We start from the raw sequence: 24,811 nt of genomic DNA, 5'->3' as shown, positions 1-24,811 counted from the left end.
TCGACTCACGTCTGGTCGGTGGGCAGGGCCTCCAGGTCGAAACGCGCGGTCAGCTCCGGAAGGAGCTGCCAGAGGGCCTCCACGGTGCCCTGCCGGTTCCCGCCGGCGTCGTGCATCAGCACCACCGAACCGGGTTCGACCTGGGAGGAGACGATCGCGGCGATCTTCGCAGCCCCCGGTGCCTCCCAGTCCGACGGGTCCACGGCCCAGTGCAGCGGCGTCATTCCCAGCGCGTGCGCCACGGAGACGACCGGGTAGGTCCAGGCGCCGCCAGGCTGGCGGTACCAGACGATCGGCGCGTCGGGGACCGCGGCCCGGATGGCCTGGTTGGTGCGGAGCAGGTCGGCCCGGATCGCGTCCGGGGAGCGCTTGCCGAGTGTGATGTCGTGGTTCCAGGAGTGGTTGCAGAGGGTGTGCCCATCGGCCACGATCGCGCGGACCAGGTCGGGATGGTTCTCGGCCATCTCGCCCACCAGGCAGAACGTGGCCCGGACGCCGAACTCCCGTAGTGCGGCGAGGACCTGCGGGGTGTACTGCGGATCGGGGCCGTCGTCGAAGGTCAAGGCGACCCGGTCATTGCCGGTGGTGGCGTGCGCCCCGAAGAGGCCGTCGCCGGTGGCGTCCTGCGACGAGCCGTCCTGTCCCGCCTCGGCGGGCTCGGTCGGCTTCGGCGGTTCGGTGGGATCGCCGTCCTGCTCGGCCTGCTCGGTTTGCTCGCTGACGGTGGGCTCGGCCGCGGGCTGGTCGGCGTAGTGGCCGCCGTTCAGGTCGCTGGTGACTCCGGCGGCACTGTGCTGCGGCCGTTCCGGGATGAGGCTCCGCCCCAGCGCGTACGCCGAACCGAGCAGCGCGGCCACCACCAGGACGACGATCGCGGCCGCGCGTCCGGTTGAGCCGGGCCGCAACAGCGCTCGTACCCGGTCGCTCAGCCGGCTGCCGCCCCCCGTGGTCATTGCGCGTACCGCCGTCCCTTTTCGCCGACAAACTCGACAGTCAGAATAGAACCGGCGAGCTGCACAAAAAGGGCATATGGGAAAAGCCCGAGAGGAAACCGGATCAGACCGGCAGTGGCGCGGGCTCCGACTCGGGCAGCGGACGGGACGGCGGCACCACGAACTTGTAGCCCACCTGGCGCACCGTGCCGATCATCGACTCGTACTCCGAGCCGAGCTTGGCCCGCAGCCGCCGGACGTGCACGTCCACCGTGCGGGTGCCGCCGAAGTAGTCGTATCCCCAGACCTCCCGCAGGAGCTGGTCGCGGGTGAACACCCGGCCCGGGTGCTGGGCGAGGAACTTCAGCAGCTCGAACTCCTTGTACGTGAGGTCGAGCGGACGCCCCTTGAGCTTCGCGGCGTAGGTGTCCGGGTCGATCGTCAGCTCCCCGGCCCGGATCGCGCCACCCGTGCCGGCGACCGCGTTGTTGTACCGCCCTACGGCGAGTCGCAGCCGGGCCTCCACCTCAGCCGGGCCGGCCGACGCGAGGACGACGTCGTCGATGCCCCAGTCGGCGTTCAGCGCGATCAGCCCGGCCTCGGTGACCACCGCGACCAGGGGTACGCCGAGGCCGGTGGCGTGCAGCATCCGGCAGGTCGCCCGGGTCTCGGTCAGCTCCGAGCGGGCGTCCACCAGGACCGCGTCCGGACTCGGGCCGGCGACCAGCGTGCGTACATCGCGCGGCGCGGTGCGTACCGAGTGCGGCAAGAGCTCGAGCGCCGGCAACACGGCGGACGGCTCACCCGCACGTGCACCCACCAGCAGCAGGATCTCCACGATCACCTCCGTCCCGGCGGCCTCGTGGCCGCGCGCGACCAGCGACACTCCGGTCGACGAGTGTGCTGAGAACTAGCGTGGGTCCCGGCGTCTCTGACGGGCGGGGTAACGGCATGAGCCTAACCGATGGGTCTCCCCGCACTCCCGGGAAAGTTTCCCGTTTGTTCGCTTTGCCCGCGATGGGGGCTCGGGTTTTAACGTTGCCGAAACCGTGACCGCCGTACCCCGGGCGGGGCCTCCGCCCCGCGCGGCCGGTCTGGCACGATCGGGACGTGTTTCCCTCCACCTCGCCCGAGACCGGCCGTGACCCGTGGTCCGACGGACCCCGGCCCGGGCCGCCCTACGGCCCGCCGCCGGAGCCGCGTAGCGCGCCCGACGCCGACGGCGGTGAACGCCGCGAGCGTCGTGGCCCCCGCCGGATCCGGCGCGGCGGTGAGCCGGCCCGGAGACCGGACGACGCGACGGTCGAGCCGGACGAGGAGGAGATGCCGCCGGTCGAGGTCCGGCGGCCGCTCTCGCTCGCCACCGCCGGCTTCTCCCTGCTGCTCGGGATCGGCCTGGTGCTCGGGGCGCAGACCTCCGGGCCGGGGCACCGGCTCCCCTTCGCGATCATCATTCTCGGCGTCCAGCTGCTCTTCGTGCTGGCCTGGACGATGGCCATGCGGCCGCCCGCGCTGCTGCTGGTCGCCCTGGTCAGTGTCGGGGTGGCGGTGGCGGCCGACGCCGCGGCGGTGCAGTCCGGGGTCGCCGGGCTGGCGCCGCTCGGCTACGTCGCGGCCGGCGGCTTCATCCTCGGCGTGCTCGGCCAGCTGATACGCCGCGTCGACCGGGTGCGGGTCACCGACTCGCTCGGCAGCACCCTGCTGATCGTGGTCGGCGTGGTCGCCTTCGGCACGCTGATCGTGCTGAGCCGGGTCCCGGCGGGCACCCAGGCCATCACCGTCTGCCTGGCCGCGAGCGGCGTCGCACTCACCGTCGCCCGGGCCGTCGACGCGGTGGTGCCCTGGCCCCGGCTCGCCCCGCAGGTGCCTCGGGGCGCCGCCGGGGTGGTCGGCGGCGCGATGGTCGGCACGCTGGTCAGCGCGGTGCTCGGCAGCTACCTCGTCACCCCCTTCACGCCGACCAAGGCCGCGATCATCGGCCTGGTCGCGGCCGTCGCCGCGGTGCTGGCCGACCTCGCCGTGGGTTACGCGGAAGCGGGCCGGCTGATGGCCGGTGAGGCGCCGACGATGTGGGTCGCCCGGCACATGCAGGGCCCGCTGGGCGGCTTCGCGTTGGCCGCCCCGGCCGCGTACGCGATGTGCATGCTCTTCCTCTGAACGTACGGTTGAGTTCGATGCCGCCCGGGTACCAAGCGGGCGCTACGGCGCGGCACCGGTAGCGACGAGCCGTCGCGACAGCGCGGGCGTGACAGGACGAGCCGCACAGCGGCGTACGGACAGGAGGCGGCGTGACCCAGGCCCAACCGGCGTATGCGGAACGTCCCCGGCGACGGGGCCGTCGGGCCCTCGTCGTACTCGTCGTGCTGCTCCTGCTGCTGGTCGGGATCCTGGTGGTCGCCGACCGGGTGGCCGTCGGGGTGGCCGAGCGCGCCATCACCGACCAGGTCCGCCAGGAAGTGGCCAAGCAGGGCGCCCAGTCCGCGCCGCCGGAGGTCGAGGTCGGCGGCTTCCCGTTCCTCACCCAGGTGTTGAACGGCCGGTACGAGCGCATCTCGATCGTGCTGCGCGAGGTCCGTGGCTCGGTGCAGGGCGACGCGATCAGCCTGCCGAAGCTCGACGTGGACGCCCGTGAGGTCAGCGCCTCGCTGGACACCATCCGCTCCGGGCGGGGCGAGGTGGTCGCCGAGAGGGTGCACGGCACCGCCACCGTCAGCTACGACAGCCTGGCCGCCCTGCTCGACCGGCCCGGGCTCAAGCTCAGCGAACAGGGCGGGAAGCTGGCCGTCACCGCACCGGTGGACGTCCTCGGCCAGCAGCTCACCGTCACCGGCACCGCCGACGTGGTGATCAGCGAGCAGGGCAAGGTCAGCCTCCGCTTCAACGACCTGAACGCCGAGGGGCTGCCGGACGTCGCGGTGGCCCGTACGTTGCTGAACAACTACGCGCGGAGCATCTCGATCGACGTGCCCCTGCCCGAGTTGCCCTTCCAGCTTGCCGTCCGTGAGGTCCGGCCCACACCGGACGGGCTGGCGGTCACCGCCGACGCCACCGACGTGCCCATCAACTCCGCGGGCTGACCCGGCGAGACGCGCACGTCGGCGGGTAGCCGGTTCCCGGATGCTGGTCGGTGCCCTGGCGTCCGGAAAGATGGCTGATAGGCTCGCATCCCATGGGGACCCTCCTCACCAAACGGCGCGCGGTCGACCTGTGCCGCGTGGCCACCTGCCTGTGTCGTCCCGTCATCTGACGGCGGGGCTGTCCTCGGCCGCTTGACGCGGCCATCGGCACGCAGGGTCCACGTACCCTCCGGTGCTCCCACCCCCATCCGCCCGGCAGCGGCGCCGTCGCACGAACCCGTGATCCGTCCTAACCGTGGGTCCCGCGCATGGTGCGACATCGACAATTTTCGCTCTTCGCGTTGACTCACCACCCATCCTCACCAGGGAGTGATCTGATGAGTCGCGACACCGCACTCGTGTCGGCCGACTGGGCCGAGAAGAACCTCGACACCCCGGGAGTCGTCTTCGTCGAGGTCGACGAGGACACCTCCGCCTACGACACCGGCCACCTCGCCGGGGCGATCAAGCTGGACTGGAGGACCGACCTGCAGGATCCGGTACGCCGGGACTTCGTGAACAAGAACCGGTTCGAAGCGCTGCTCTCCGAGCGTGGGATCGGCAACGACGACATCGTCGTGCTGTACGGCGGCAACAACAACTGGTTCGCCGCGTACGCCTACTGGTACTTCAAGCTCTACGGTCACCGTGAGGTCAAGCTGCTCGACGGTGGTCGCAAGAAGTGGGAGCTGGACGCCCGTCCGCTGGTCAAGGACGTGGTGACCCGTCCCGCCACCCGGTACGTCGCGCAGGAGCCGGACACCTCGATCCGCGCCTTCCGCGACGAGGTGGTCGCCGCCATCGGCACCAAGAACCTGATCGACGTGCGGTCCCCCGACGAGTACGCCGGTCGGCTGCTCGCCCCCGCCCACCTGCCGCAGGAGCAGGCGCAGCGGGCCGGGCACATCCCGACCGCGCTCAGCGTGCCGTGGTCGAAGGCGGCCAACGAGGACGGCACCTTCAAGTCGGACGACGAACTGCGCAAGATCTACGCCGACGCGGGGCTGGACGACGGCAAGGAGACCATCGCCTACTGCCGGATCGGCGAGCGCTCCTCGCACAGCTGGTTCGTGCTGCAGGAGCTGCTCGGGCACCGCAACGTCAAGAACTACGACGGCTCCTGGACCGAGTACGGCTCGCTGGTCGGCGTGCCGGTCGCGCTCGGCGACGAGCCGGGGGAGGTGTGAGACGTGACTGCTCCTGTCGCTTCCACCGCTGCGGGCTGCGCCGCACCGGACCAGGCCGCACCTCTGCCGGCCAGCCTGGACCTGGAGAAGGAAACCGTGATCAGCGGCGTCGTCCGCGCCGCCGAGGGTGAGGTCGTGCCCGGCGCGTACGTCCGGCTGCTCGACTCGACCGGCGAGTTCACCGCCGAGGTGGTGACCTCGGCGGCCGGCCAGTTCCGTTTCTTCGCGGCGCCGGGCACCTGGACCCTGCGCGCGCTCTCCCGGCACGGCAACGGTGACACCACAGTCACCGTCGGCCGGGGCATCACCGAGGTGCCCGTCGCCGTCGCCTCCTGACCCACGCTCTGAACGTCCGGGGCCGGTCACCCACGCGGGTGGCCGGCCCCGGCCGTACCCGGGCCACGACCGTCGGCCGGGCGGTCCCACCATCGACGCGGGTCCGGGTCGTCGGGCGTCGCGTGACACGATGGCTCGGTGAGCGGTGCTGTCCAGACGGGGTACGCCCCGCCGTCCGGTCCTGACGCGCCGGCCCCCAACCGTCGCCGCTGGCTGCTGGCGGCGGCCGTCGCGTGGGCGCTGCTGCTCGCCGTGCTCGTCTGGACGTCGGTGCACGACGACCCGCCGACGGTGCGCGAACAGCGCACCCTCTCCGAGGCGGGCGCCCTGGTCGACCGGGCCGTGGGTGAACTGGCCGCGGCCGCCGGCACCAACCTGCTTGAGCTGACGCCGCCGCGGGTCGAGCGGGGCTGCCGGGTCACCCCGCTGGCCGAGGGCGCGACCCTGACCCGGAGCGTGGCGGTGGCCGCGACCGAGGGCGACGAGCGGCAGTTGCTGGAGGGGATCGCCGATCGCTTGCCGGCCGGCTGGCGGGCCGGGGTGCAGATGACACCGGACGGGCTCCGGCTGCGCGCCGATGCCGGCGAGTTCGTCGCCGTCGCGGGACGCCCCGCGAGTGAGCGGCAGGTCCAGCTGACCGTCGACACCGGCTGCCGATTGCTCGGTGCCGGATACCCGCCCGCCGGCGAGGCGAGCACCGCGACGCCCGGGGCCGAGGTGACCGCGCTCGCCGACGCGCGGCGCGCCCTCGGTGGCTCCGCCGAGGCGGCCCCCGAGCTGGTGACCGCTCCCTGCCCCGGCGGTGGCCTCGCCCGTACCGCCCGCTCCGACGCCGAACCCGGCCCGGCGGACCCGGCCACCGCACTCGCCCCGCTCGCCACGGGCGGCCCGATGCTCGAAACCGTCGAGGCGTACGCGTACCGCACGGGCCGGACCGTCGTCCTGGCCGACACGGCGGCCGACGAACCGCACCTGGCGGCCACCACCGGCTGCCCCTGACCACCCCGCCGGCCCCCCGGGCGATCACGAGTTCGCCGCCCAGACGGCGGTGGCCCCATGGTGGAGAGTCGTCCGGCGAACGAGGTCAGGGACGGCGGCCGCCCATCGGGGTGCGACTACGACCGAGGGCATCGACCCTGCCCCAGCGCCCCGGGATGTCGAGCAACTCGATGCGGCCCATGCCCTCCGGCACGGCCGGGTCGATCACGAGATGCTCGCCCTGCGGTTCGAGGCCGAGCATGACCCGCAGCAGCAGCAGCGGAGTGCCCGTCGACCAGGCCTGCGGGCTGGACGCGGTCGGGTACCGCACCGGGAAGTCGGTCAGGCTGCGCTCGTAGCCAGCGAACGCCTCGGGCAGCCGACCGTTGAAGTACTGGGCGGCGGCGAGCATCGCGTCGCAGATCCGCCCGGCCTCCTCCCGGTAGCCGTACCGGTGCAGTCCCCAAGCGATGATCGAGTTGTCGAACGGCCAGACCGTGCCCACGTGGTAGCCGATCGGGTTGTAACGCCCCTGGTCGTCGGCGAGCGTACGCACGCCCCAGCCGGAGAAGAGCCGCGGGCCGAGCAGATGGTCGACGATCCGCCCGGCTCGCGCCTCGTCCACGATGCCGCTCCAGAGCAGGTGGCCGATGTTGGAGGAGAGGGCGTCCACGTGCCGGCCGTCGGCGTCGAGCGCGAGCGCGTAGTACTCCTTCTCCGGGATCCAGAAGTCACGGTTGAACCGCTCCTTGAGCTGCGCCGCCTCGCGTTCGAGCCGGTCGGCGTACTCCGGGTCGTTCCAGAACTTGCGGGCGAGCCGGGCGCCCCGCACCTTCGCGTCGTAGGCGTAGCCCTGGAGTTCGCAGGTGGCCCGGGGAAAGCCCGGCAGCCGCCCGTCCGAGTACGAGATCGAATCCGGGGAGTCCTTCCAGCAGTGGTTCTGCAGACCGGTCCGCGGGTTGCGGGTCTGGAACCAGATGTAGCCGGTGCCGAGCAGGTCGCCGTAGGTGTCGATCCAGTCCAACGCGGCCCGGGCCGCCGATTCCAGCAGCAGCACGAGCTGGCTGTCGCCGGTCCACCGTTCGTACTCGTCGAGCAGGATGACGAAGAGCGGCGTGGAGTCGGCCGAACCGTAGTACGGGGAATGAGGCTGCTCCTCGAAACCGGCCGTCTCGCCGTACCGCAGCTCGTGCAGGATCTTGCCCGGCTCCTCGTCCCGGAAATCGTCCACCCGATGTCCCTGTAGACCGGCCAGGATCTGGAGGGTGGGCGGGACCAGCTCGGGCAGGAACGGCAGCGCCTGGAGCGAGGTGAACATGCTGTCCCGGCCGAAGAGGGTCATGAACCACGGCAGTCCGGCGGCGAGCAGCCGGACGCCGAGAGTGATCGACTCGTAACGCAGGGCGGCGAGGTCGTTGAGGCTGCGCCGGTAGGCGGTGGCGAGTGGCTCGCAGTCGCAGCCGAGCTTCGGCGCCCGCTCGATGAACTCGCTCTGCTCGGCCTCGATGGCGGCCATGTCCCGACTGCCGCCGTACCGCAGGGTGGAACGGATGTCCTCGCCGCGTGCGCCGTACACGACGGTCTCCACGTGCAGCCGTGTGGTCCACTCGCCGTGCCGGTCGACGCGGACGTGGAACGCCATGCCGGCCACGTCGATGTCGGCCGGCTCGCTGGTGGTGATCACCGTTTCCCGGTGGAACGCCTCGCGACGGTAGATCAGGCGGAGCTCGTTGCCGTTCACCATCGCCGTCGTCCGGCCCTTCTTCTGCCGGGGGCTCTTGACCTCGAAGAGGTCGGCGAAGTCGGCGCCGATGTCGACCCGCAGCCTGAACTCGACCTGCTCTCCCGAATGGTTGAGCACGGTCAGTTCCTCGCTGAAGCTGCCGCCGATGGCGCGGCTGCGGATCACCGAGACCTTGGCGTCCAGGTAGTGGGTCGGCTCGCCGGGGGCCAGGAAGAACCGGGTGCGGTAGGACCGCGCGTCGTCGATCGAGAGCGGGTGCAGACGTTCCCCGTCGAGGGTGAGCAGCCAGGTGGAGAGGAAACGGGTGTCGAACGAGAAGAGGCCGGTGGGGAAGTCGAAGGAGGGTTCGACGTCACCGCGTTGGTCACTGACCAGGAACGTGTTGCCGTCCAGGATGCTGACCAGGTCGATCACGCCGGCCGTCCGACCTGCTGCCGAGCCACCTCGCGGGGGTCACGGGTGCCCGGGGGGTCGGGGAAGAACCTGCGGAAGACGAGGAAGAGTACGACGTTCCCGCTGAATGTGCTCTCGTTGCGCAGCACCGCGGCGATGCCCTGTGCCTGCCCGCGCACCATCCGCTCGAAGAGATCCACGCTGCTGTACCAGATGGCGTCGGCCGGGCCGCGCTGGCGGCTCACCATCACCGCGCCGGGGCGCATCATGACCAGCCAGTGTTCGGTCACACCCCCGGTCACGGTGAGATCGATCTGGAGGGTGCCGCTCACCAGCCCACGCAGGATCTCAGGAGCGCGTGCCGGCAGCGATTCGAAGAACCGCTCGATGGCCTCGCTCACAGCAGAAGCCTAGGCAGCAACCCGGCCTTTCGGGCGGGTATCCGATCTGGTCACCGAGCCGGTGACGGGAGAACGGTCTCGCGGGGCGCGGTCAGTAGACGAGCGCCTGCGCGCCCTGCGCCATCGCCTCCTCGACGAAGACCGCCGCGCCGGCGATCCGCACCCCCGGCAACACGTCGTCGGGGCCGATCTCCCGCCGGGCGGCGCACTGGGTGCAGGCGGTCACCGTGCCGGTGGTGAGCACCACGTGCAGCAGTTCGGCCAGCGGGGCCGAGTGCGGCAGGTCGAACTCCTCGGCGCGGCCGGGCAGCGCGAACCAGGTCGACTCGCCGGTCAGCCAGAGCGAGACCTCCACCCCGGACGCGGCAGCCGCGGCGGCGACCGTGAACGCCTGGGCGCACCGCTCCGGCGCGTCCGCACCCGCGGTGGCCTTGACGACGAGAGTACGGGCCATGGGGCCCAGCATAGGATGGCCGCGATGGTTACCGAGATCGGGTTCGTCAGCCTGCTGGTCGCCGGCCTGGGCGCGCTCGCCGGTGGCCTGATCTATCTGGCCGTACGCATTTCGAGAGGTAACTGGTGAGCGCGAGGATTGAGCCGAGTTTGCGAGCCCCGCAGTCGCGAGCGAAGGAGATCCGGTGAGCGCGAACCCGTCGGACGACAACCCGCTGGCGCCGCCCCCGTGGCTGAACGCGCCACCGGTCGACCCGTACCCGTACGAGGAGAGCCACGACCTGCGGGTCGGTCCGAAGCTGCACCCGACGCTGGACGGCCTGCTGCCGTACATCGGGGTGTGGCGGGGGCGCGGGCGGGGCGGCTACCCCACCATCGAGGACTTCGACTTCGCGCAGGAGATCCGGATCAGCCACGACGGGCGTCCGTTCCTGTTCTACGAGTCGCGCGCGTGGATCCTCGACGAGCAGAGCCGCCCGGTGCGCCCGGCCGGCCGTGAGGTGGGCTGGTGGCGGCCGGTGCTCGACGGTGAGCGGGCCACCGACGAGCTCGAGGTGCTGATGACGAACCCGACCGGGGTGATGGAGCTGTACCTCGGGCGGCGTAACGGGACCCAGATCGAACTGGTCACCGACGCGGTGGTGCGGACGTCGACCGCCAAGGAGGTCACCTCCGGGCACCGCCTCTTCGGCATCGTCGAGGGCGCGCTGCTCTACGCCCAGGAGATGGCGGCCGTAGGCCAGGGGCTCAACCCGCACCTCTCCGCCCGTCTCGTGAGGGTCGGCGGCTGACCGATCACGTCCGGTCGACGGGGAACCCCAGGAGTTCCTGCAGGGCGCGGGTCTTCGGGGACGGGGGGCGAGAGTCGCCGTCCAACGCGGTCACCTCGACGAGGCCGCGTACCGACGAGGTGAACCAGACGCCGTCGGCGGCCTGCAACTCGGCCGGGGTGACCAGCCGTTCGTCGGCGCTGAGTTCCAGGTCGCCCGCGTGCGCCAGCAGCCAGGCGGCGGTGGTGCCGGGCAGGATGCCGGTGGTGGCGGCCGGCACCGTGCAGAGGGTGCGGCCGGCCAGCCACACCAGGTTCGCGGTCGGCCCCTCCAGGGCGTACCCGTCCGAGGAGATCCAGAGCACGTCCTGCACGCCTGCCCGGCGCGCCCAGCGCCGGGCGGCCGTGCTCGCGGCGAACGACGTCGACTTGATCCCCGCGGGCAGCCAGTCCAGCGCGGAACGCGATGCCGCAGGAACCCCGAGCGGCAGGCTCGCCACCGTGATTCCGGTCACTCGGGCGCGGCGGGCCGCGGCCGGGACCTCGGCGAGCGTGGCGTACACGGTCGGCGGGCCGCCGCTCTCCGGACCCCGGGTGCAGATCAGCCGCAACGCGCCCTCCACCCCTGCCGGCCAGCCCGCCCGGACCGTGTCGAGCAGCCCGACCAGGACGGCCCGAGGCGGCAGCGCCAACTCGACGGCCGAGGCGGCCCGGGACATCCGGTGCAGGTGCTCGTCCCGCAACCACGGTGCCCCGTCGCGGAGATGCATCGTCTCGAAGATCCCGTCGCCGTGCAGCACCCCCAGGTCATTGCCGCGCAGTACCGGATCATCGACGGACATGGCGTCGCGCCCCAGCACCGCGATCCTCGATGCCACCATGACCGCCGAGCGTAGCGGCGGAACAGGTGGGCCGGGATCGGCCTGACGGCGAACTATGATCGGACGGTGTCCGAGTCCTCCCTCGCGGAAATGCTCCGCTCCCGCGGCCTGCGGCTGACGGCGCAGCGGCAGCTGGTCCTGCAGGCGGTGCTGGACCTCGGGCACGCCACGCCGGAGCAGGTGCACACCGCGGTCCGCGAGGTGGCTGCGGGCGTCAACATCACCACCATCTACCGCACGCTGGAGCTGCTGGAACGGCTCGGCCTGGTGACACACACGCACCTCTCGCACGGCTCGCCGACCTACCACACCGCTGGTGAGCACCAGCACGTGCACCTCGTCTGCCGCAACTGCGGCGAGATCGACGAGTTCGACCCCGAGTTGATCCGGCCGCTCGCCGACCAACTCGCCAGGCAACGTGGTTTTCAGGTGGACATCGGGCACGTGTCACTCTTCGGTGTCTGCGGCAGCTGTGAGAACGGGGACCAGGGATGATCGACATCGCGGGTGCGGTGGCCGTAGAGAGCATCGACGAGGCCAGCCGCGACCAGCCCGAGCCGGCGCACGCCGCGGCCGGGGTGCGCGGGGTCGCCGCGCACTACGGCGATCCGATGCGGGAGCAACGTGCGCTGGACAGCGCCGTCGGCCTGGTGGACCGGTCGCATCGCGGGGTGATCGCGGTACCCGGCGAGGAGCGGGCGAGCTGGCTGCACACGCTGACTTCGCAGCACCTCGCCGACCTCGCCGCCGGCGAGGGGACGGAACTGCTGGTGCTCTCCCCGCACGGGCACATCGAGCAGCACGCCCTGGTCGCCGAGGACGGGGTGACCACCTGGCTGGACACCGAGCCCGGCGCCACCACCGGGCTGCTGTCGTACCTGGAGCGGATGCGCTTCTTCAGTAAGGTCGAGCCGCGTGACGCGACCCCGGATCACGCGCTGCTCTCCCTGGTCGGGCCGGAGGCCCCAGGGGCGCTCGAGACGCTCGGCGTGACCGGGCTGGCGGCACCCGACGCGGTCGCGGTGCCGGGTCCGAAGTTCCGTCGCGGCGAGGTGCCTCCCCGGCCCACCGCGCGGTACGCGGTGCAGCCGCTGCCCGCCGGCGGCTGGGCCCGCCGGGTGCCGCTCGGGGTGGACCTGCTCGTGCCTCGGGAGACGATGGACCAGGTGGTCGCCGAGCTGCGCGGAGCGGGAGTCCCGGTCGCCGGGCTGTGGGCGTACGAGGCGATCCGGGTGGCCGCCCGCCGGCCCCGGGTCGGGGTGGACACCGACCACCGGACGATCCCCGCCGAGGTGAACCTGATCGGCCCGGCGGTGCACCTGGACAAGGGCTGTTACCGGGGCCAGGAGACGGTGGCCCGGGTACACAACCTGGGCCGGCCGCCGCGTCGCCTCGTCCTGCTGCATCTGGACGGGGTGAGCACCGACCAGCCGCCCGCCGCCGGCACTCCGGTGACTCTCGACGACCGTGCGGTCGGTTTCGTCGGCACCGCCGTGCACCACTACGAGCTGGGTCAGATCGCCCTCGCGGTGGTCAAGCGCAACGTCCCCGAGGACGCCCGCCTCATGATCGGAAACATCGCGACCGCCATCGACCCGGACTGACCTCGGCGTCTACGATCCCGGCATGACGACAGGGACGTTGATCACGGTTGCCCCGACCGGCGCGGAGTCGGCCAAGGCGGAGGTTCCGGCGCTGCCGGTGACCCTCGACGAGTTGCTGCTCACCGCGAAGGAGTGCGAGGCGCTCGGCGCCGCCGTGATCCACGTCCACATCCGGGACGGCGAGGCGAAGCCGACCCTCGACCTGGGCCGGTTGCGCGACACGGTGGCGGCGCTGCGGGAACGCACCGACCTGATCGTCCAGCTCTCCTCCGGCGGTGCGGTGACCGACCCGGAGTCGGACCGGCTCGCGGTGCTCGACTCCGCGCCCGACATGGCCTCCTGCACGATGGGCACGGTCAACTTCGGCGACGACGTCTTCCTCAACCGCTGGGAGTTCATCGTCGACCTGCACACCCGCATGCAGGAACGCGGCATCGTGCCGGAGTACGAGATCTTCGATCTCGGCCACCTGGCCGCGCTCCAGCGCCTGCTCGGCAAGTACGGCCTGCCGCACGGCGGGCACGTGCACGTCGACTTCGTGATGGGGGTACCCGGCGGCATGCCGGGCACCACCGAGACGCTTGTCGCCGCGCGGCAGATGCTGCGGGACCTCCCGGAGGGCACCACCTTCTCGGCTACCGGCATCGGTCGCAGCACCCTCCCGGTCCTGCTCGCCTCGCTCTCCACGGGTGGACACCTGCGGGTCGGCATGGAGGACACGGTCACCTACGCCAAGGGGCGGCCGGTGGAGTCCAACATGCAGCTGGTCGCCCGGGCGGTCGGCTTCGCGCAGCTCGCCCAGCGCCCGCCGCTGACCACCGTCGAGGCCCGCGAGCTGCTCGGCCTGTAAGGCCAGCCCCGTTCGGCACTCCTGTCACAGATTGCCGGACGACCTGGTCACCCGGCCGTCGGGGGTCGCCACCGCGTCGGTACCGTCCACAGCGTGGCAAAGACGTACGAGGGCGGTGCGCCGCTCGCCGAGGTGATCCGGTCGGAGTTCGTTGAGGGGGTGCACCGCGGGTCGGTGGTGGTGCTCGACGCGTCGGGGGCGACGGTCGCCGCTGCCGGGGACGTCGCCTCGGCGATTTTCCCCCGGTCCTCCAGCAAGCCCATGCAGGCGATCGGAATGCTCCGCGCCGGTCTGTCGCTGAGCGACCCCGCCGATCTGGCGCTCGTCTCGGCGAGCCACGCTGGTGAGGAGTTCCACCTGGAGCGGGTCGGCGCGTTGCTGGCACGGGCCGGGCTGGACGAGTCGGCGCTGCACTGCCCGCCCGACCTGCCGGTCGGAGAAGCGGCCCGGGACGCGGTGCTGCGGGCCGGGGGCGGGCCCACCCGGATCCAGATGAACTGCTCCGGCAAGCACAGCGGGATGCTGCTCACCTGCCTGGCCGCGGGATGGCCCCTGGACGGTTACTGGCGGCCGGAGCATCCGCTCCAGCAGCGGCTACGGGAGTCGATCGAGGAGTTCACCGGCGAGGAGGTGGCGGCCGTCGGCGTCGACGGTTGCGGCGCGCCGGTGCTCGCGGTCTCGCTGACCGGACTGGCCGGGGCGTTCCTTCGCCTCGTCTCGGCCGAGGTCGGCTCGCTGCCGCGCACGGTGGCCGACGCCATGCGGGCGTACCCGGAGCTCGTCGGCGGTACGCAGGCCGACGACACCCGGCTGATGCGCGGCATCCCGGGTCTGCTCGCCAAGGTCGGCGCGGAGGGCGTGATCGCCGCGGCGCTTCCCGGCGTGGGCGCGGTCGCCCTGAAGATCGACGACGGTGCCGCCCGCGCCCGGATGCCGGTGCTGGTCTCCGCGCTGCGCCGGCTCGGTGTCGACGCGCCGGTGCTCACCGAGTACGCCGAGCTGCCGCTCTTCGGCGGGGGCGTACCGGTCGGCGCGGTCCGTCCGGTCTGGTAGCGCTGGAGCCGCAAGGCCCCCGCTCCGGCTCGGCGTGGATTCGCTGGCCTCCGCGGGTTACGTCGAGCCCCGCCCCGCCAGGCCCGGCCTGACCCGGCTCGACTCGGCTCGGTCCCGCCCGGCTTGGCCATGTCCTTGTCTGGCTCGGCCTTGTCCGGCTTGGTCCGGCTCGGCCTGGCCTGGTCGGGCCCGGCCCGGCCTGGCTTGGGCCGGCTCCGGCCGGCTTGGCCCTGGCCTCGCTTGTCCAGCTCGGCCTGGCTGGCACGCATACCTGTGCCCATGAAGCTTGATCCCGCAGAGGCATATTTATGCCTCTGCGGTATCAAGCTCGACTGCTATAGGCCTGCCTGTCCCGGCCGTCTGGGGCATTTCGCGCTGCCTAGGCTGTTCCACTGTCCGGGCGGTCCCGCGCGGTCTGGGCCGCCGCGTCGCCTGGACCGTTCTGCACGGTCTGGACCGTCAAGCGCAGTCTGGGGAGCTGGGCCGCTCCGCATCGTCCGAACCGTTCCACGCCGTCCAGGCTGTTCCGCGTCCGGGCCGTCCCGTGCCGTCGCGGCGAGCCGTGTCGCTCGCTCTGGGCCGGGGTGGGTGCCGGCCGGCGAGCGCTGACGTCACCGGGAAGCGGCATGCCCCTGACCACGCTCCGGTCGAGGGGTGGCGGCTTCGGCGTGCGGTGCGTCAGGCCAGGAAGTCGAGCAACGCCTTGTTTGTCGGTTCCGGACGCTCCAGCGGCGCCAGGTGACCGGCGTCCGGCACGTCCGGCATCCGTACGCCCTGCGGTGCCTCGGCGGCGATGCGGTCGGCGAGCCGGCGGAGGTCCGCGACGTCATCGGTGCCGGTCCCGACCAGCACGGGTACGGCCAGCTCGGCGAGCCGGTCGATCGCCGGCGGATCCAGCTCGCCCACCTCGACGGCGCTGAGCGCCTGCTCGGCCGCGAGCGCGCGCTGGTCCATCTCCTCGGCGAAACGGATCAACTCGGGGTCGACGTCCTCCGGGCTGCGGCTCGGTCCGACCACCCAGAACCGCACCTCGCCGGCGGCGGTGGCCGCGAAGTCCTCCGGATCGACGTCGCCGACCAGGTCCTCCCAGAGCTGCTCGGTCTCCTCGGACCATTCGCTGCCGGAGACGGGAGCGCCGAAGAGCGCCAGCGCGGCGACGCGGTCGGGGTGGGCGAGTGCGGTGTCCACGGCGACCCGGCCGCCGAACGAGCAGCCGACGAGCGCGGCGCGGGGCAGTCCGAGCGCGTCCAGCAGGCCCACCACGTCGTCGTGGTGGGCGAACGGCGCCGGCGGCAGCTCGGACTCGCCGTAGCCGCGCAGGTCCACGGCCAGCACCCGGTGCCGGGTGGACAGCGCGTCGATCTGCGCCCGCCACATCCGCCGATCCGCGATGCCGGCGTGCAGCAGTACCACCGGGGTGCCCGCGCCGGCGTCGTCGTACGCCAGCGTGGTGCCGTTGACTTCGATCTTGGTCATCGGAGGACCGTAGGCAGCTAGCGGTTGAGCGCGCAAGTGGGTTGCTGAGATGCCGCTAACTATGGCAAGCATTCTGCTTGCAGTAGTTAGCACTCCGCGTTACCGTCGGGTCATGGCCACCGGCAAGGACCTTCCCGACATCGGCGGGTTCATTCGCGACCTGCGGCGCAACGCGAAGATCTCGCTGCGTCAGCTCGCCGAGCAGGCGGGAGTCAGCAACCCGTACCTCAGCCAGATCGAACGCGGCCTGCGCAAGCCGAGTGCCGAGGTGCTGCAGCAGCTCGCCAGCGCGCTGCGGGTCTCGACCCCGGCGATGTACCTGCGGGCCGGGCTGCTGGACGACAAGGAGGGGCACGGCGTGCTCGCCGCCATCGCCGTGGACCCCGACCTGACGATGGCCCAGAAGCAGTCCCTCAGCCAGATCTACGAAACGTTCCGCCGGGAGAACGTCCGCCTCGCCGAGGCGACCGCCGCCGCGGCGAACGCGGCCCACGAATCACCGGCCGCCGCGGGGCAGCCGGCCACCCCGTCGGAGTCGGCGGCACTGGTCAACCCCGCCGCCACCGGACCCACGACACCGGAGGGCACTCCGACGGAGGCGGTCCTCGAGTCGGTCACGGTCACCGAGGCCGGTCCGGCACCCGCCCCGCCGAGCACCAACACCCCCGAGACGAAGGCCGCGGAGTCGGCCGAGGAGGAGACGTCATGACCGAGCCGAAGACCAACCGCATACCGGCCCCGATCTACGCCGCCGCCGGCGCGGGCGAGCTGGCGCTCCAGCACCTGCGCAAGCTGCCGACCGTGGTGAGCGACCTCGGCACCCGGGTCGTCACCGACCTCGGCGGCAAGGCCGTCGTCACCGGCTTCGAGCTGCGCGAGAAGGCCAACGAGACGCTGCGTACCGCCAACGCCCTAAGGGAGAAGGCCGCCGCGGGCGACCTCGACCTGAACCGGCTGCGTGAGGTGGCCGACCTGGAGAAGCTGCGTGCGGCAGTCGACCCGGACAAGCTGCGCGCGGCGGCCACTCGCAACGCGGCCGCCGTCCTGGCCGGAGCGCAGGTCGCGCAGGAGCGGGCGCTCGCCGCGTACGGCGCGCTGGTCGCCAGAGGTGAGCGCGTGGTCGGTGCCGGCGTGCTGGAGGTCGCCGAGACGGTCAACGCCGACATCGAGGCGACCGAGGTCGACACCGAGCCGGCTCGGGCCGCCGCCAGGCCGGCCGAGGCGAACGCCGTCGAGGTGACCGCCCCGGCCGAGGTGCCCAGTCCGGCCGACGTGGCGAAGGTCATCGACGCCGATCCGGCCGCCGGCAATACCGAGGCCAAGAGCGTTCCGGCCAGGAAGCCCCTGGCCACCAAGGCGGCGAAGCCGGCCGAGACCCCGTCGGCGAAGCTGCCCCGGGCCACCAAGCGGACCCGCCCGGCCGCCGAGTAATCCACTGCACCGGTGACCCCGGGGGCGTCCTTGTCGGACGTTTCCGGGGTCGCCGACATAAGCTTGCCGTCATGGCCTACGCCGCGCCGATCTTCGCCTTCGAAGTCCGCACCGTGATCGAGCTCGTTCTGCTCGTCTTCGCGCTGATCATTCAAGGCGTCGCCCTGGTGCACGCCATCACCCAGCGGTCCGACGCCTTCAACGCCATCGGCACCCTGCCCAAGGGCGGCTGGATCGCGATCCTGGCGGTCTGCCTGGTGCTCACCCTGCTCGGCTTCGGTCCGATCAGCCTCTTCGGACTGATCGGCATCGCGGCCGCGCTCATCTACCTGCTCGACGTCCGGGGCGGGCTGCGTGACGTCAGCGGCGGCCGAGGGTCCTGGTGAGAGGCTTCCGCTGGCCGCCGCCACCGGACGGCGGCCCGCGTACCTGGGGCCCCGGTCCCGGTGCTCCGCGGACCGGCCGTCCCGCCCTGCCCGAACCGGACACCGAACTGGTCACCACGCCGCACGGCGTACGGCTGGAACGGCTGATCACCGGCGCCGGTGATCCGGTCACCGTGTTTGCGCACGGGCTGGGCAACGGCATCGCCACCACCAGGCCGTTCGGCAGCGGAGTCATCGGCCGCAAGGTCTTCTTCCAGTTCCGCGGGCACGGCCGTTCGGACGCGCCGCCGTCGCCGTGGAGTTACGCCGACCTGGCCCGCGACGTCCGGGCGATCGCCGATCTCAGCGGCGCCACCCGCGCCTTCGGTGCCAGCCTCGGCGCCGGCGCGCTCTGCCGGTTGCTCTCGCAGAGCCCGGAGCGCTTCGAGCGGCTGGTGTTCTTCCTGCCCGCCGTTCTCGACCGTCCGCGCGGCGAGGTGGCCCGGCAGCGGCTCACCGCGTTGCTCGACGCGGTCGAGAGCGGGGACGCCTCGGCGGTCGCGGAGGCGGTAAGCGTCGAGCTGCCGGCCGCGATCCGTAACACGCCGGCCGGGTGGGCGTACCTGCGTCAGCGGCTCGACCAGCTGCTCCGCGACGGGCTCGCATCCGGGCTGGCCGGCCTCCCGGAGCAGGTCGCCCTGCCCGACGCCGCGGTCCTGTCGGCGGTCACCGCGCCCGCGTTGGTGATCGCCTGCGCCGGCGACGACCTGCATCCGGTCGAGGTCGCCGAGCAGCTCGCGGCCGTGCTTCCCCAGGCCACCCTGCACGTGTACGACCGGCCGAACATTCTCTGGACCGAACGCGCCGATCTGCGTGGGCGGATCTCCGCCTTCCTCAACGAGTAACCTGCCCTGACATGGGTGTCACACATCACGGCCGGACGCACCGGCTGGACCTCGCCGACCCGACCCTCCGCGAGTGGGAGTGCACGGTGCTGCACGCCGACCCGGAGCAGGGCATCGTGCTCGACCGCTCGGCCTTCTACCCGGGCGGAGGTGGTCAGCCGCCCGACCACGGAGTGCTGCTCTGGCAGGGCGTACAGACCCGGATCGTCGGGACCCGCAAGGGCGACGACCTCTGGCTGATCCCCGCCGAGGGTGATCCGCTGCCCCCGGTGGGCAGCACGGTCACCGGCGCGGTGGAGGACGAGCGGCGTACCCGCCTGATGCGCACCCACTCCGGCCTGCACGTGCTCTGCGGTGTGGTGTTCCGCGATTTCGGCGCGCTGGTCACGGGCGGCAACATGGAGCCCGGCGAGGCCCGGATGGACTTCAACCTTCCCGACGTGCCGGCGGATTTCAAGGCGCGGATCGAGGAGCTGGTCAACACCGAGGTGGCTGCCGACCGGTCGGTGGCCGTCCGGGTGCTGCCCCGGGTGGAGGCGCTGGCGCTGCCGGACATCATCCGTACCCAGTCCAACCTCATTCCGCCCGACGAGCAGGAGGTGCGGATCGTGGACATCGTCGGGTTGGACGTGCAGGCCGACGGCGGCACGCACGTCGCCTCCACCGCGCACATCGGGAAGGTGCAGGTGGTCAAGGTGGAGAGCAAGGGGCGGGCGAACCGGCGCGTACGCATCCGGCTCGTCGACTGACCTGGATGCTCGGGTGTTCAGTCGGCGGCGCGGCGGGCACGCAGTGACCTGACCTTGTGGCGGTTGCCGCAGCGTTCCATCGAGCACCAGCGGCGTTGGCCGGGGCGCGAGGTGTCCACGAAGACGAGGTAGCAGTTGTGCGCGCCGCACTCGCGGATCCGCCCGGCGTGCGGGCCGGTGAAGAGGTCGATCGCGTCCCGGGCGATGGTGGCGAGGGCCTGCCCGCCCCGGGCCGGGAGCGACCACCGCCGGGATCCGCCGACGGTCAGCTCGGGGGCGAGGGGCGCCCCGGCCGCGACCTGGTTGAGCGTGGCCAGGTCGGCGGGGGTGGCGGTGAAGTCGGCGGGGTCGTCGCTCGGTGGCCCGCCGCCGGTCCGCGCGCACACCAGGCGCCACATCGCGTTCCGTAGCCGTCGGGCCGTGGTCAGCTCCGCCGGGTCGACCTCCAGCCGGTCGGGGTCGAGGTGGAGCCGGGACAGCGCGAGCCAGCCGGCCAGGTCGTCTGGGCGGTGCAGGGCTTCGTAGCGGCGGCCCACCGGGCCGGGCCCGCCGGTCGTGAGGAACTCCAGGCAGAGCGCGCCCGGGTCGAAGCGGTAGCGGATGCCGTTCCAGGAGACCAGGGTGAGTCCGCTTGTGTCCTCCGTCACGTAACCACTATAAAGGGTTACATGGACGATCCGTGCTGGCGGGTCGCCGAGCGGAGGTGCTGACGCGATGGCCTTGAACTGGAAGCTCGTCATCGACTGCACGGACCCGATCGCGTTGGCCCGATTCTGGGCGGCTGCGCTCGACTACGAACTGGAGGACAACAGCGTCCTCGTCGACCGATTGGTCGAGACCGGTGCGATCGGCCCCGAGACGTACGTCGAGATCGACGGGCGCCGCGCGTTTCGTCAGCTCGCCGCTGTGCGCCACCCGGACGACCCGGTCGACCCGGCCAGCGGCACCGGGCTCGGCCGCCGGCTGCTGTTCCAGGCCGTGCCCGGTGCCAAGCGGACGAAGAACCGGCTGCACATCGACCTGCACGCCGGCCCGGCCGACCGTGAGGTGACGGTGAAACGGCTGACCGCGCTCGGTGCGACCGTGCTGCGCGAGGTCGACGAGTACGGCAGCCGGCACACCACCATGGCCGATCCCGAGGGCAATGAGTTCGACGTGCAGTGACGGGTCCGGTGGTGGTGGCTGGCAGGTCCCCGGACCTTCACTGTTGCGTCGGCTCCATGCCAGATAGGTGATCGGAAAACCGGACTTCCGCTGTCAGGTATCGGTGACAGCCTTGCCGTATGACGAAACCGCTGACAGGAAAGGTCGCTCTGGTGGCCGGGGCGACCCGCGGAGCAGGCCGACAGATCGCCGTCCAGCTCGGCGCGGCCGGGGCCACCGTCTACGCCACCGGTCGCAGCAGCCGGGCCGGCCGATCGGAGATGGACCGTCCGGAGACGATCGAGGAGACCGCCGAGCTGGTCACCGCGGCCGGCGGCGAGGGCATCGCCGTGGTGGTCGACCACCTGATCCCCGAACAGGTGCGGGACCTGGCCGCCCGGATCGACGCCGAGCAGGGCCGGCTCGACGTGCTGGTCAACGACATCTGGGGCGGTGACCCGCTCGTCACCTGGCACGAGCCGGTCTGGAAGCAGCCGCTGGACGCCGGTCTGCGTACGCTGCGGCTCGCCGTCGACACGCACATCATCACCAGCCACTTCGTGCTGCCGCTGTTGATCCGCCGACCCGGCGGACTGGTGGTCGAGATCGGCGACGGGACGAAGGCGTACAACGACCAGAACTACCGGCTCTCGGTCTTCTACGACCTGGCGAAGGTCTCGGTGAACCGGCTCGCCTTCGTCTGGTCTCACGAGTTGAAGCCGCACGGTGGCACCGCCGTCGCGCTCACGCCCGGCTGGATCCGCTCGGAGTCCATGCTGGAGCACTTCGGGGTAACCGAGGAGAACTGGCGTGACGGGGCGGCCAAGGACCCGCACTTCCTCATCTCGGAGACGCCGGCCTTCGTCGGTCGCGCGGTTGCCGCCCTGGCCGCCGACGAGGACAGGGCCCGCTGGAGCGGCCGGTCCGTCTCCGCCGGCGAGCTGTCCCAGGTGTACGGCTTCACCGATGTCGACGGCAGCCGGCCGGACGCCTTCCGCTACATCAGCGAGGTGGTCGACGCCGGCAGACCCGCCGACGTCACCGGCTACCGCTGACCCGCGACGCCCCCCGTTTACCGCCGACCGGCGACGGCCTCGGCTACCGCCGGCCGGCTGTGCTCGGCGGGGCCGGGTCCGGGTCGGCGTAGAGCCGGCTCATCCGCTCGGCTGCCCCGGCCATCCGGGAGCGCAGCCCGGGTGGGTCGAGCACCTCCACCTCCGGGCCGAGCGCGAGCAGCTGGGCGTACGCCACCTCGACGGACTCGACGGGCAGCCGCAGCACCACCCGGCCCTGCCCGTCGGGGCCGTCGGCTGCGGCGACGGCCTCGTCGTACACGAAGGGAGCGTCGACGAGGTGCCGGAGCGCGCGCACGCCGGCGGCGTTCAACCGCACTCTGACCTCGGCCCGGAGCATGCTCCGCAGGAACGCCTCGGCCTGCTCCCGCCAGTACGCGGCCAGGTCGAAGCTCTCGTCCCGGTCGAACGTTCCGGTGTCGACCTCGACACCAATGACCCGATCGACCCGGTACGTCCGGTGGTCGTCGCCGACCCGCCCGACCAGATACCAGGTGCCGCTCTTGAGTACCAGACCGTACGGGGCCAGCTGCCGGGTGACCTCCCGGTCGCCGTGCCGGTAGCGCAGCCGGACCGTGCGGTCCTGCCGGACGGCCCCGGCCAGCTCGGTGAGCCACGGCGGTGGCCCGGCCTCCCGGAACCAGCCCGGCACGTCCAGGTGGAACCGCTGCCCGGTGCGGGCGGGCGCGTCGCGCAGGTTCGCCGGCAGCGCGGCGAGCAGCTTCAGCTCGGCGGACGCGACCGCGTCGGCGAGTCCCATGTCGCCGGCCGGCCCGGGCAGCCCGGCGAGGAAGAGCGCCTCCGCCTCGTCCCGGGTCAGTCCGGTCAGTCGGGTCCGGTAACCGCCGAGCAGGCGGTAGCCGCCGGCTCGTCCCCGGTCGGCGTAGACCGGCACCCCGGCGGCCGAGAGCGCCAACACGTCCCGGTAGACGGTCCGCTCGGAGACCTCCAGTTCCCTGGCCAACTCCGCCGCAGTCATCGTCTCCCGGGCTTGGAGCAGCAGCACCAAGGAGATCAACCGGGACGCGCGCACTCGTCCATCCTGCCCCGGCGGCCTCACCGCCCGCCGGGGGTGAGCAGGCCCCGGTCGTACGCGGCCGCCACCGCGGCCGCCCGGTCGTTGACGCCGAGTTTGGCGTAGACGTGCAGCAGGTGGGTCTTGACCGTCGCCTCGCTTATGAACAGCTGGGCCGCGGCCTCCCGGTTGGACGAGCCACGGGCCACCAGGGTGAGCACTTCCAGCTCGCGCTGGCTGAGCGGCTCCTCGGCCGGGGCCCGTAGCCGGCCCATCAGCCGGCCCGCCACCGCGGGTGATAGCACCGATTCGCCCCGGGCGGCCGCGCGTACCGCACGGACCAGTTCTTCCCGGGGCGCGTCCTTGAGCAGGTAGCCGGTCGCGCCGGCCTCGATCGCCGGCAGCACGTCGGCGTCGGTGTCGTAGGTGGTCAGCACGAGGACCTTGGCGGTGCTGCCGGAGCGGGTCAGCCGGCCGATCGCCGTCACCCCGTCCATGCCGGGCATCCGCAGGTCCATCAGCACCACGTCCGGGTTCAGGTTGGCGGCCAGTGCCAGCGCCTCGGCGCCGTCGCCGGCCTCGCCGACCACCTCGAAGGCCGGATCGCCGGTGAACATGCCGCGCAGCCCGTCCCGCACCACCGGGTGGTCGTCGACGATGAGCAGTCGTACCGGGACGGTCAACCGGCACCTCCGGGAAGCGCGGGCACGGACGCCGAGACGGCGGTGCCGCCGCCTGGCTCGGACTCGACTGTCAGCTCGCCGCCGACCCCGGTCACCCGCTGCCGCATCGCGGTGAGGCCGTACCCGCAATCCGCCTGCCGGGGCGCGGGTCGGATGTCCGGGTCGAAGCCGATCCCGTCGTCCCGGACGTCCAGCGTGACCACGTCCGTCATGTACGACAGGGTCAGCCCGACCCGGGTCGCGGACGCGTGCCGGGCAACGTTCGCCAGTGCTTCCTGGGCGGCCCGCAGCAGCGTCACCTCGATCTCCGGGTGCAGCGAGCGGGGCGTGCCGGTGGTGGCGATCTCGGCCCGGACCCCGTGCAACGACGACCAGCGTCCGCCCAGCTCGGCGAGGGCGTCGGGAAGCCGTGCCGTCTCCAGCTGTCGCGGGCGTACAGCCCGTACGGACCGGCGTGCTTCGGTGAGGCTCTCGCGGGCCAGGGCCAACGCGTTGTCCACGTGCCGTCGCCACGCGTCGGAGCGGTCCCGGGACTGCTCGGCCGCCTCCAACTGGGTGATGATGCCGGTCAGCCCCTGGGCCAGGGTGTCGTGGATCTCCCGCGCCATTCGCTGGCGCTCCTCGAGTACGCCCGCCTCACGGGCCTGAACCAGCAGTTGGGCGTGCAGTCCCTCGTTCTCCCGCGCCGTCTCGGCGAGTTTCCGATTGGCCCCGGCCAGCTCCTCCACGAGCCGTTTGCGGTTGGCGTTCTGCCGCTCGGTGACGGCGCCGAACCAGCTGACCGCGCCGGCCACCCCGACGTTGAAGAACACCAGCACCGACCAGAGCAGCCAGTGCCCCGGCGAGGAGGGGGGGCTCCCGCTCTGCGCGGTGCCGACCAGGACGCCGGTGGCGACCACCCCGACGAACCGCCACCGACCGGGCAGCACGAGGAACGCGTGCACGAAGCCGATCCAGGCGAAGAAGCCGTACCAGGGGCTGCCCAGCACCAGCACGGCCGCGGTGGCGAGCAGCCCGATGTAGTAGATCGCCATCAGTGCCCGCCGGGTGATCCACTGCGGGTGGAGCATGACGAACCAGGTGACCCAGCAGGCGGCCGCCACCGCGACGGCCAGCGTGATCGGCAGGGGCAGGCCGCGCGGGCTCGGTGCGAAGACGGCCAGCAGCGTGGCCACGAGCAGGCCGACGTACGGCATGACCCGGTAGAGGCTCGCCTCGCGCGCCTCCCACGTGGCCAGCTGGTTGACCTGCTCAGCGGTGCTGGTCATCGTCTC

At 72.2% G+C, this 24,811-nt stretch carries 30 protein-coding genes; 19 read left to right on the top strand and 11 right to left on the bottom strand.

Features of this window, described 5'->3' with window-relative positions; all coding sequences use genetic code 11:
- Positions 1–5 precede the first annotated feature (5 nt).
- Together ABZS42_RS06880 and ABZS42_RS06875 are read right to left on the bottom strand one after the other, a co-directional pair.
- Positions 6–953, bottom strand: a complete 948-nt coding sequence (locus tag ABZS42_RS06880; RefSeq protein WP_355142989.1) for a polysaccharide deacetylase family protein — start codon at positions 951–953, stop codon at positions 6–8.
- A gap of 103 nt (positions 954–1,056) precedes the next feature.
- On the bottom strand, positions 1,057–1,776 hold the full coding sequence (locus ABZS42_RS06875) for a response regulator transcription factor (protein WP_355143072.1): 720 nt from the start codon (positions 1,774–1,776) through the stop codon (positions 1,057–1,059).
- Positions 1,777–2,042: 266 nt separating this feature from the next.
- On the opposite strand from ABZS42_RS06875, the gene ABZS42_RS06870 reads away from it, so the two are divergent.
- The 6 genes from ABZS42_RS06870 to ABZS42_RS06845 all read left to right on the top strand — a co-directional run bounded on the left by ABZS42_RS06870 (position 2,043) and on the right by ABZS42_RS06845 (position 6,570).
- Positions 2,043–3,089, top strand: coding sequence for a hypothetical protein (locus ABZS42_RS06870; protein WP_355142988.1), 1,047 nt, complete (start codon positions 2,043–2,045; stop codon positions 3,087–3,089).
- Positions 3,090–3,220: 131 nt separating this feature from the next.
- Positions 3,221–4,009, top strand: a complete 789-nt coding sequence (locus ABZS42_RS06865) for a DUF2993 domain-containing protein (protein ID WP_355142987.1) — start codon at positions 3,221–3,223, stop codon at positions 4,007–4,009.
- Positions 4,010–4,101: 92 nt separating this feature from the next.
- Positions 4,102–4,179: an Ms5788A family Cys-rich leader peptide gene (locus tag ABZS42_RS06860; RefSeq protein WP_311202345.1), complete on the top strand. Its 78-nt coding sequence runs from the start codon at positions 4,102–4,104 to the stop codon at positions 4,177–4,179.
- Positions 4,180–4,386: 207 nt separating this feature from the next.
- Complete coding sequence (locus ABZS42_RS06855) at positions 4,387–5,235, top strand: sulfurtransferase (protein ID WP_355142986.1); 849 nt, start codon at positions 4,387–4,389, stop codon at positions 5,233–5,235.
- A 3-nt stretch (positions 5,236–5,238) separates the two neighbouring features.
- Positions 5,239–5,571: a DUF1416 domain-containing protein gene (locus tag ABZS42_RS06850; RefSeq protein WP_355142985.1), complete on the top strand. Its 333-nt coding sequence runs from the start codon at positions 5,239–5,241 to the stop codon at positions 5,569–5,571.
- Positions 5,572–5,709: 138 nt separating this feature from the next.
- Positions 5,710–6,570 (top strand): hypothetical protein, encoded by an 861-nt coding sequence (locus ABZS42_RS06845; protein WP_355142984.1) that lies wholly within the window; start codon positions 5,710–5,712, stop codon positions 6,568–6,570.
- 85 nt (positions 6,571–6,655) lie between these two features.
- Here the strand turns inward: ABZS42_RS06845 and ABZS42_RS06840 are convergent, their stop codons facing one another.
- From ABZS42_RS06840 to ABZS42_RS06830, 3 genes are all read right to left on the bottom strand, one after another.
- Positions 6,656–8,707, bottom strand: a complete 2,052-nt coding sequence (locus ABZS42_RS06840) for a glycogen debranching N-terminal domain-containing protein (RefSeq protein ID WP_355142983.1) — start codon at positions 8,705–8,707, stop codon at positions 6,656–6,658.
- Positions 8,704–9,087, bottom strand: a complete 384-nt coding sequence (locus ABZS42_RS06835; RefSeq protein ID WP_355142982.1) for an SCP2 sterol-binding domain-containing protein — start codon at positions 9,085–9,087, stop codon at positions 8,704–8,706. Before ABZS42_RS06835 ends, ABZS42_RS06840 begins: the two co-directional genes overlap by 4 nt.
- 91 nt (positions 9,088–9,178) lie before the next feature.
- Complete coding sequence (locus tag ABZS42_RS06830) at positions 9,179–9,553, bottom strand: DsrE family protein (protein WP_355142981.1); 375 nt, start codon at positions 9,551–9,553, stop codon at positions 9,179–9,181.
- Positions 9,554–9,565: 12 nt separating this feature from the next.
- Between ABZS42_RS06830 and mtfM the strand changes: the two genes are divergently transcribed.
- Both mtfM and ABZS42_RS06820 read left to right on the top strand, forming a co-directional pair.
- Positions 9,566–9,670, top strand: coding sequence for a small membrane protein MtfM (gene mtfM, locus ABZS42_RS06825; protein WP_267900765.1), 105 nt, complete (start codon positions 9,566–9,568; stop codon positions 9,668–9,670).
- Positions 9,671–9,725: 55 nt separating this feature from the next.
- A complete protein-coding gene (locus tag ABZS42_RS06820; RefSeq protein WP_355142980.1) occupies positions 9,726–10,331 on the top strand; it encodes an FABP family protein in 606 nt (201 codons plus the stop codon).
- 4 nt (positions 10,332–10,335) lie between these two features.
- On the opposite strand, the gene ABZS42_RS06815 is transcribed toward ABZS42_RS06820, so the two are convergent.
- Positions 10,336–11,190 (bottom strand): aminotransferase class IV, encoded by an 855-nt coding sequence (locus ABZS42_RS06815; protein ID WP_355142979.1) that lies wholly within the window; start codon positions 11,188–11,190, stop codon positions 10,336–10,338.
- A 90-nt stretch (positions 11,191–11,280) separates the two neighbouring features.
- Between ABZS42_RS06815 and ABZS42_RS06810 the strand changes: the two genes are divergently transcribed.
- The 4 genes from ABZS42_RS06810 (at position 11,281) to ABZS42_RS06795 (ending at position 14,697) form a co-directional block, all read left to right on the top strand.
- Positions 11,281–11,685, top strand: a complete 405-nt coding sequence (locus ABZS42_RS06810) for a Fur family transcriptional regulator (protein WP_355143071.1) — start codon at positions 11,281–11,283, stop codon at positions 11,683–11,685.
- Positions 11,682–12,794 (top strand): folate-binding protein, encoded by a 1,113-nt coding sequence (locus tag ABZS42_RS06805; RefSeq protein ID WP_355142978.1) that lies wholly within the window; start codon positions 11,682–11,684, stop codon positions 12,792–12,794. Before ABZS42_RS06810 ends, ABZS42_RS06805 begins: the two co-directional genes overlap by 4 nt.
- A gap of 22 nt (positions 12,795–12,816) precedes the next feature.
- The gene (locus ABZS42_RS06800) at positions 12,817–13,644 is read left to right on the top strand and encodes a 3-keto-5-aminohexanoate cleavage protein (RefSeq protein ID WP_355142977.1); all 828 of its coding nucleotides are present in this window, start codon (positions 12,817–12,819) and stop codon (positions 13,642–13,644) included.
- Between the two features lie 93 nt (positions 13,645–13,737).
- Positions 13,738–14,697, top strand: coding sequence for an asparaginase (locus tag ABZS42_RS06795; protein ID WP_355142976.1), 960 nt, complete (start codon positions 13,738–13,740; stop codon positions 14,695–14,697).
- Between the two features lie 678 nt (positions 14,698–15,375).
- Here ABZS42_RS06795 and ABZS42_RS06790 read toward each other — a convergent pair.
- The gene (locus ABZS42_RS06790) at positions 15,376–16,173 is read right to left on the bottom strand and encodes an alpha/beta hydrolase (protein ID WP_355142975.1); all 798 of its coding nucleotides are present in this window, start codon (positions 16,171–16,173) and stop codon (positions 15,376–15,378) included.
- Between the two features lie 112 nt (positions 16,174–16,285).
- Between ABZS42_RS06790 and ABZS42_RS06785 the strand changes: the two genes are divergently transcribed.
- The 5 genes from ABZS42_RS06785 (at position 16,286) to ABZS42_RS06765 (ending at position 19,623) form a co-directional block, all read left to right on the top strand.
- Positions 16,286–16,882: a helix-turn-helix transcriptional regulator gene (locus ABZS42_RS06785; RefSeq protein WP_355142974.1), complete on the top strand. Its 597-nt coding sequence runs from the start codon at positions 16,286–16,288 to the stop codon at positions 16,880–16,882.
- Positions 16,879–17,604, top strand: coding sequence for a hypothetical protein (locus ABZS42_RS06780; RefSeq protein ID WP_355142973.1), 726 nt, complete (start codon positions 16,879–16,881; stop codon positions 17,602–17,604). Before ABZS42_RS06785 ends, ABZS42_RS06780 begins: the two co-directional genes overlap by 4 nt.
- Before the next feature lie 71 nt (positions 17,605–17,675).
- Positions 17,676–17,990, top strand: coding sequence for a DUF2516 family protein (locus ABZS42_RS06775; protein WP_355142972.1), 315 nt, complete (start codon positions 17,676–17,678; stop codon positions 17,988–17,990).
- Positions 17,987–18,874, top strand: a complete 888-nt coding sequence (locus tag ABZS42_RS06770; protein ID WP_355142971.1) for an alpha/beta hydrolase — start codon at positions 17,987–17,989, stop codon at positions 18,872–18,874. The genes ABZS42_RS06775 and ABZS42_RS06770 overlap by 4 nt, the downstream gene beginning before the upstream one ends.
- An 11-nt stretch (positions 18,875–18,885) precedes the next feature.
- Positions 18,886–19,623 carry an alanyl-tRNA editing protein gene (locus tag ABZS42_RS06765; RefSeq protein ID WP_355142970.1) on the top strand — a complete coding sequence of 246 codons (738 nt, stop codon included), beginning with the start codon at positions 18,886–18,888 and terminating at the stop codon, positions 19,621–19,623.
- A 17-nt stretch (positions 19,624–19,640) separates the two neighbouring features.
- Here the strand turns inward: ABZS42_RS06765 and ABZS42_RS06760 are convergent, their stop codons facing one another.
- Complete coding sequence (locus ABZS42_RS06760) at positions 19,641–20,270, bottom strand: ABATE domain-containing protein (RefSeq protein WP_355142969.1); 630 nt, start codon at positions 20,268–20,270, stop codon at positions 19,641–19,643.
- Positions 20,271–20,337: 67 nt separating this feature from the next.
- Here ABZS42_RS06760 and ABZS42_RS06755 point away from each other — a divergent pair, with 67 nt between their 5' ends.
- Together ABZS42_RS06755 and ABZS42_RS06750 are read left to right on the top strand one after the other, a co-directional pair.
- Positions 20,338–20,787, top strand: a complete 450-nt coding sequence (locus ABZS42_RS06755; RefSeq protein WP_355142968.1) for a VOC family protein — start codon at positions 20,338–20,340, stop codon at positions 20,785–20,787.
- A gap of 119 nt (positions 20,788–20,906) precedes the next feature.
- Complete coding sequence (locus ABZS42_RS06750; protein WP_355142967.1) at positions 20,907–21,821, top strand: SDR family oxidoreductase; 915 nt, start codon at positions 20,907–20,909, stop codon at positions 21,819–21,821.
- 43 nt (positions 21,822–21,864) lie between these two features.
- Here the strand turns inward: ABZS42_RS06750 and ABZS42_RS06745 are convergent, their stop codons facing one another.
- From ABZS42_RS06745 to ABZS42_RS06735, 3 genes are read right to left on the bottom strand one after another with little or no spacing between them, the layout of a single operon-like run.
- Positions 21,865–22,872, bottom strand: coding sequence for a YafY family protein (locus ABZS42_RS06745; RefSeq protein WP_355142966.1), 1,008 nt, complete (start codon positions 22,870–22,872; stop codon positions 21,865–21,867).
- Between the two features lie 23 nt (positions 22,873–22,895).
- A complete protein-coding gene (locus ABZS42_RS06740) occupies positions 22,896–23,537 on the bottom strand; it encodes a response regulator transcription factor (RefSeq protein ID WP_355142965.1) in 642 nt (213 codons plus the stop codon).
- Positions 23,534–24,805, bottom strand: coding sequence for a sensor histidine kinase (locus ABZS42_RS06735; protein ID WP_355142964.1), 1,272 nt, complete (start codon positions 24,803–24,805; stop codon positions 23,534–23,536). The genes ABZS42_RS06740 and ABZS42_RS06735 overlap by 4 nt, the downstream gene beginning before the upstream one ends.
- Positions 24,806–24,811 lie beyond the last annotated feature (6 nt).

The sequence above is a fragment of the Micromonospora sp. NPDC005367 genome, from assembly GCF_040606825.1.
GTDB lineage: Bacteria > Actinomycetota > Actinomycetes > Mycobacteriales > Micromonosporaceae > Micromonospora.
The sequence above is the reverse complement of the archived record's forward strand: the minus strand, read 5'-3'. Positions and strand labels throughout refer to the sequence as shown.

Excerpts from the sequence above, each read along its gene's own strand:
- ABZS42_RS06880 (WP_355142989.1), bottom strand. The coding sequence starts at position 953 with ATGACCACGGGGGGCGGCAGCCGGCTGAGCGACCGGGTACGAGCGCTG.
- ABZS42_RS06785 (WP_355142974.1), top strand. The coding sequence starts at position 16,286 with ATGGCCACCGGCAAGGACCTTCCCGACATCGGCGGGTTCATTCGCGAC.
- ABZS42_RS06775 (WP_355142972.1), top strand. The coding sequence starts at position 17,676 with ATGGCCTACGCCGCGCCGATCTTCGCCTTCGAAGTCCGCACCGTGATC.
- ABZS42_RS06765 (WP_355142970.1), top strand. The coding sequence starts at position 18,886 with ATGGGTGTCACACATCACGGCCGGACGCACCGGCTGGACCTCGCCGAC.
- mtfM (WP_267900765.1), top strand. The coding sequence starts at position 9,566 with ATGGTTACCGAGATCGGGTTCGTCAGCCTGCTGGTCGCCGGCCTGGGC.
- ABZS42_RS06755 (WP_355142968.1), top strand. The coding sequence starts at position 20,338 with ATGGCCTTGAACTGGAAGCTCGTCATCGACTGCACGGACCCGATCGCG.
- ABZS42_RS06815 (WP_355142979.1), bottom strand. The coding sequence starts at position 11,190 with ATGGTGGCATCGAGGATCGCGGTGCTGGGGCGCGACGCCATGTCCGTC.
- ABZS42_RS06860 (WP_311202345.1), top strand. The coding sequence starts at position 4,102 with ATGGGGACCCTCCTCACCAAACGGCGCGCGGTCGACCTGTGCCGCGTG.
- ABZS42_RS06805 (WP_355142978.1), top strand. The coding sequence starts at position 11,682 with ATGATCGACATCGCGGGTGCGGTGGCCGTAGAGAGCATCGACGAGGCC.
- ABZS42_RS06855 (WP_355142986.1), top strand. The coding sequence starts at position 4,387 with ATGAGTCGCGACACCGCACTCGTGTCGGCCGACTGGGCCGAGAAGAAC.
- ABZS42_RS06810 (WP_355143071.1), top strand. The coding sequence starts at position 11,281 with ATGCTCCGCTCCCGCGGCCTGCGGCTGACGGCGCAGCGGCAGCTGGTC.
- ABZS42_RS06780 (WP_355142973.1), top strand. The coding sequence starts at position 16,879 with ATGACCGAGCCGAAGACCAACCGCATACCGGCCCCGATCTACGCCGCC.
- ABZS42_RS06750 (WP_355142967.1), top strand. The coding sequence starts at position 20,907 with ATGACGAAACCGCTGACAGGAAAGGTCGCTCTGGTGGCCGGGGCGACC.
- ABZS42_RS06800 (WP_355142977.1), top strand. The coding sequence starts at position 12,817 with ATGACGACAGGGACGTTGATCACGGTTGCCCCGACCGGCGCGGAGTCG.
- ABZS42_RS06830 (WP_355142981.1), bottom strand. The coding sequence starts at position 9,553 with ATGCTGGGCCCCATGGCCCGTACTCTCGTCGTCAAGGCCACCGCGGGT.
- ABZS42_RS06790 (WP_355142975.1), bottom strand. The coding sequence starts at position 16,173 with ATGACCAAGATCGAAGTCAACGGCACCACGCTGGCGTACGACGACGCC.
- ABZS42_RS06735 (WP_355142964.1), bottom strand. The coding sequence starts at position 24,805 with ATGACCAGCACCGCTGAGCAGGTCAACCAGCTGGCCACGTGGGAGGCG.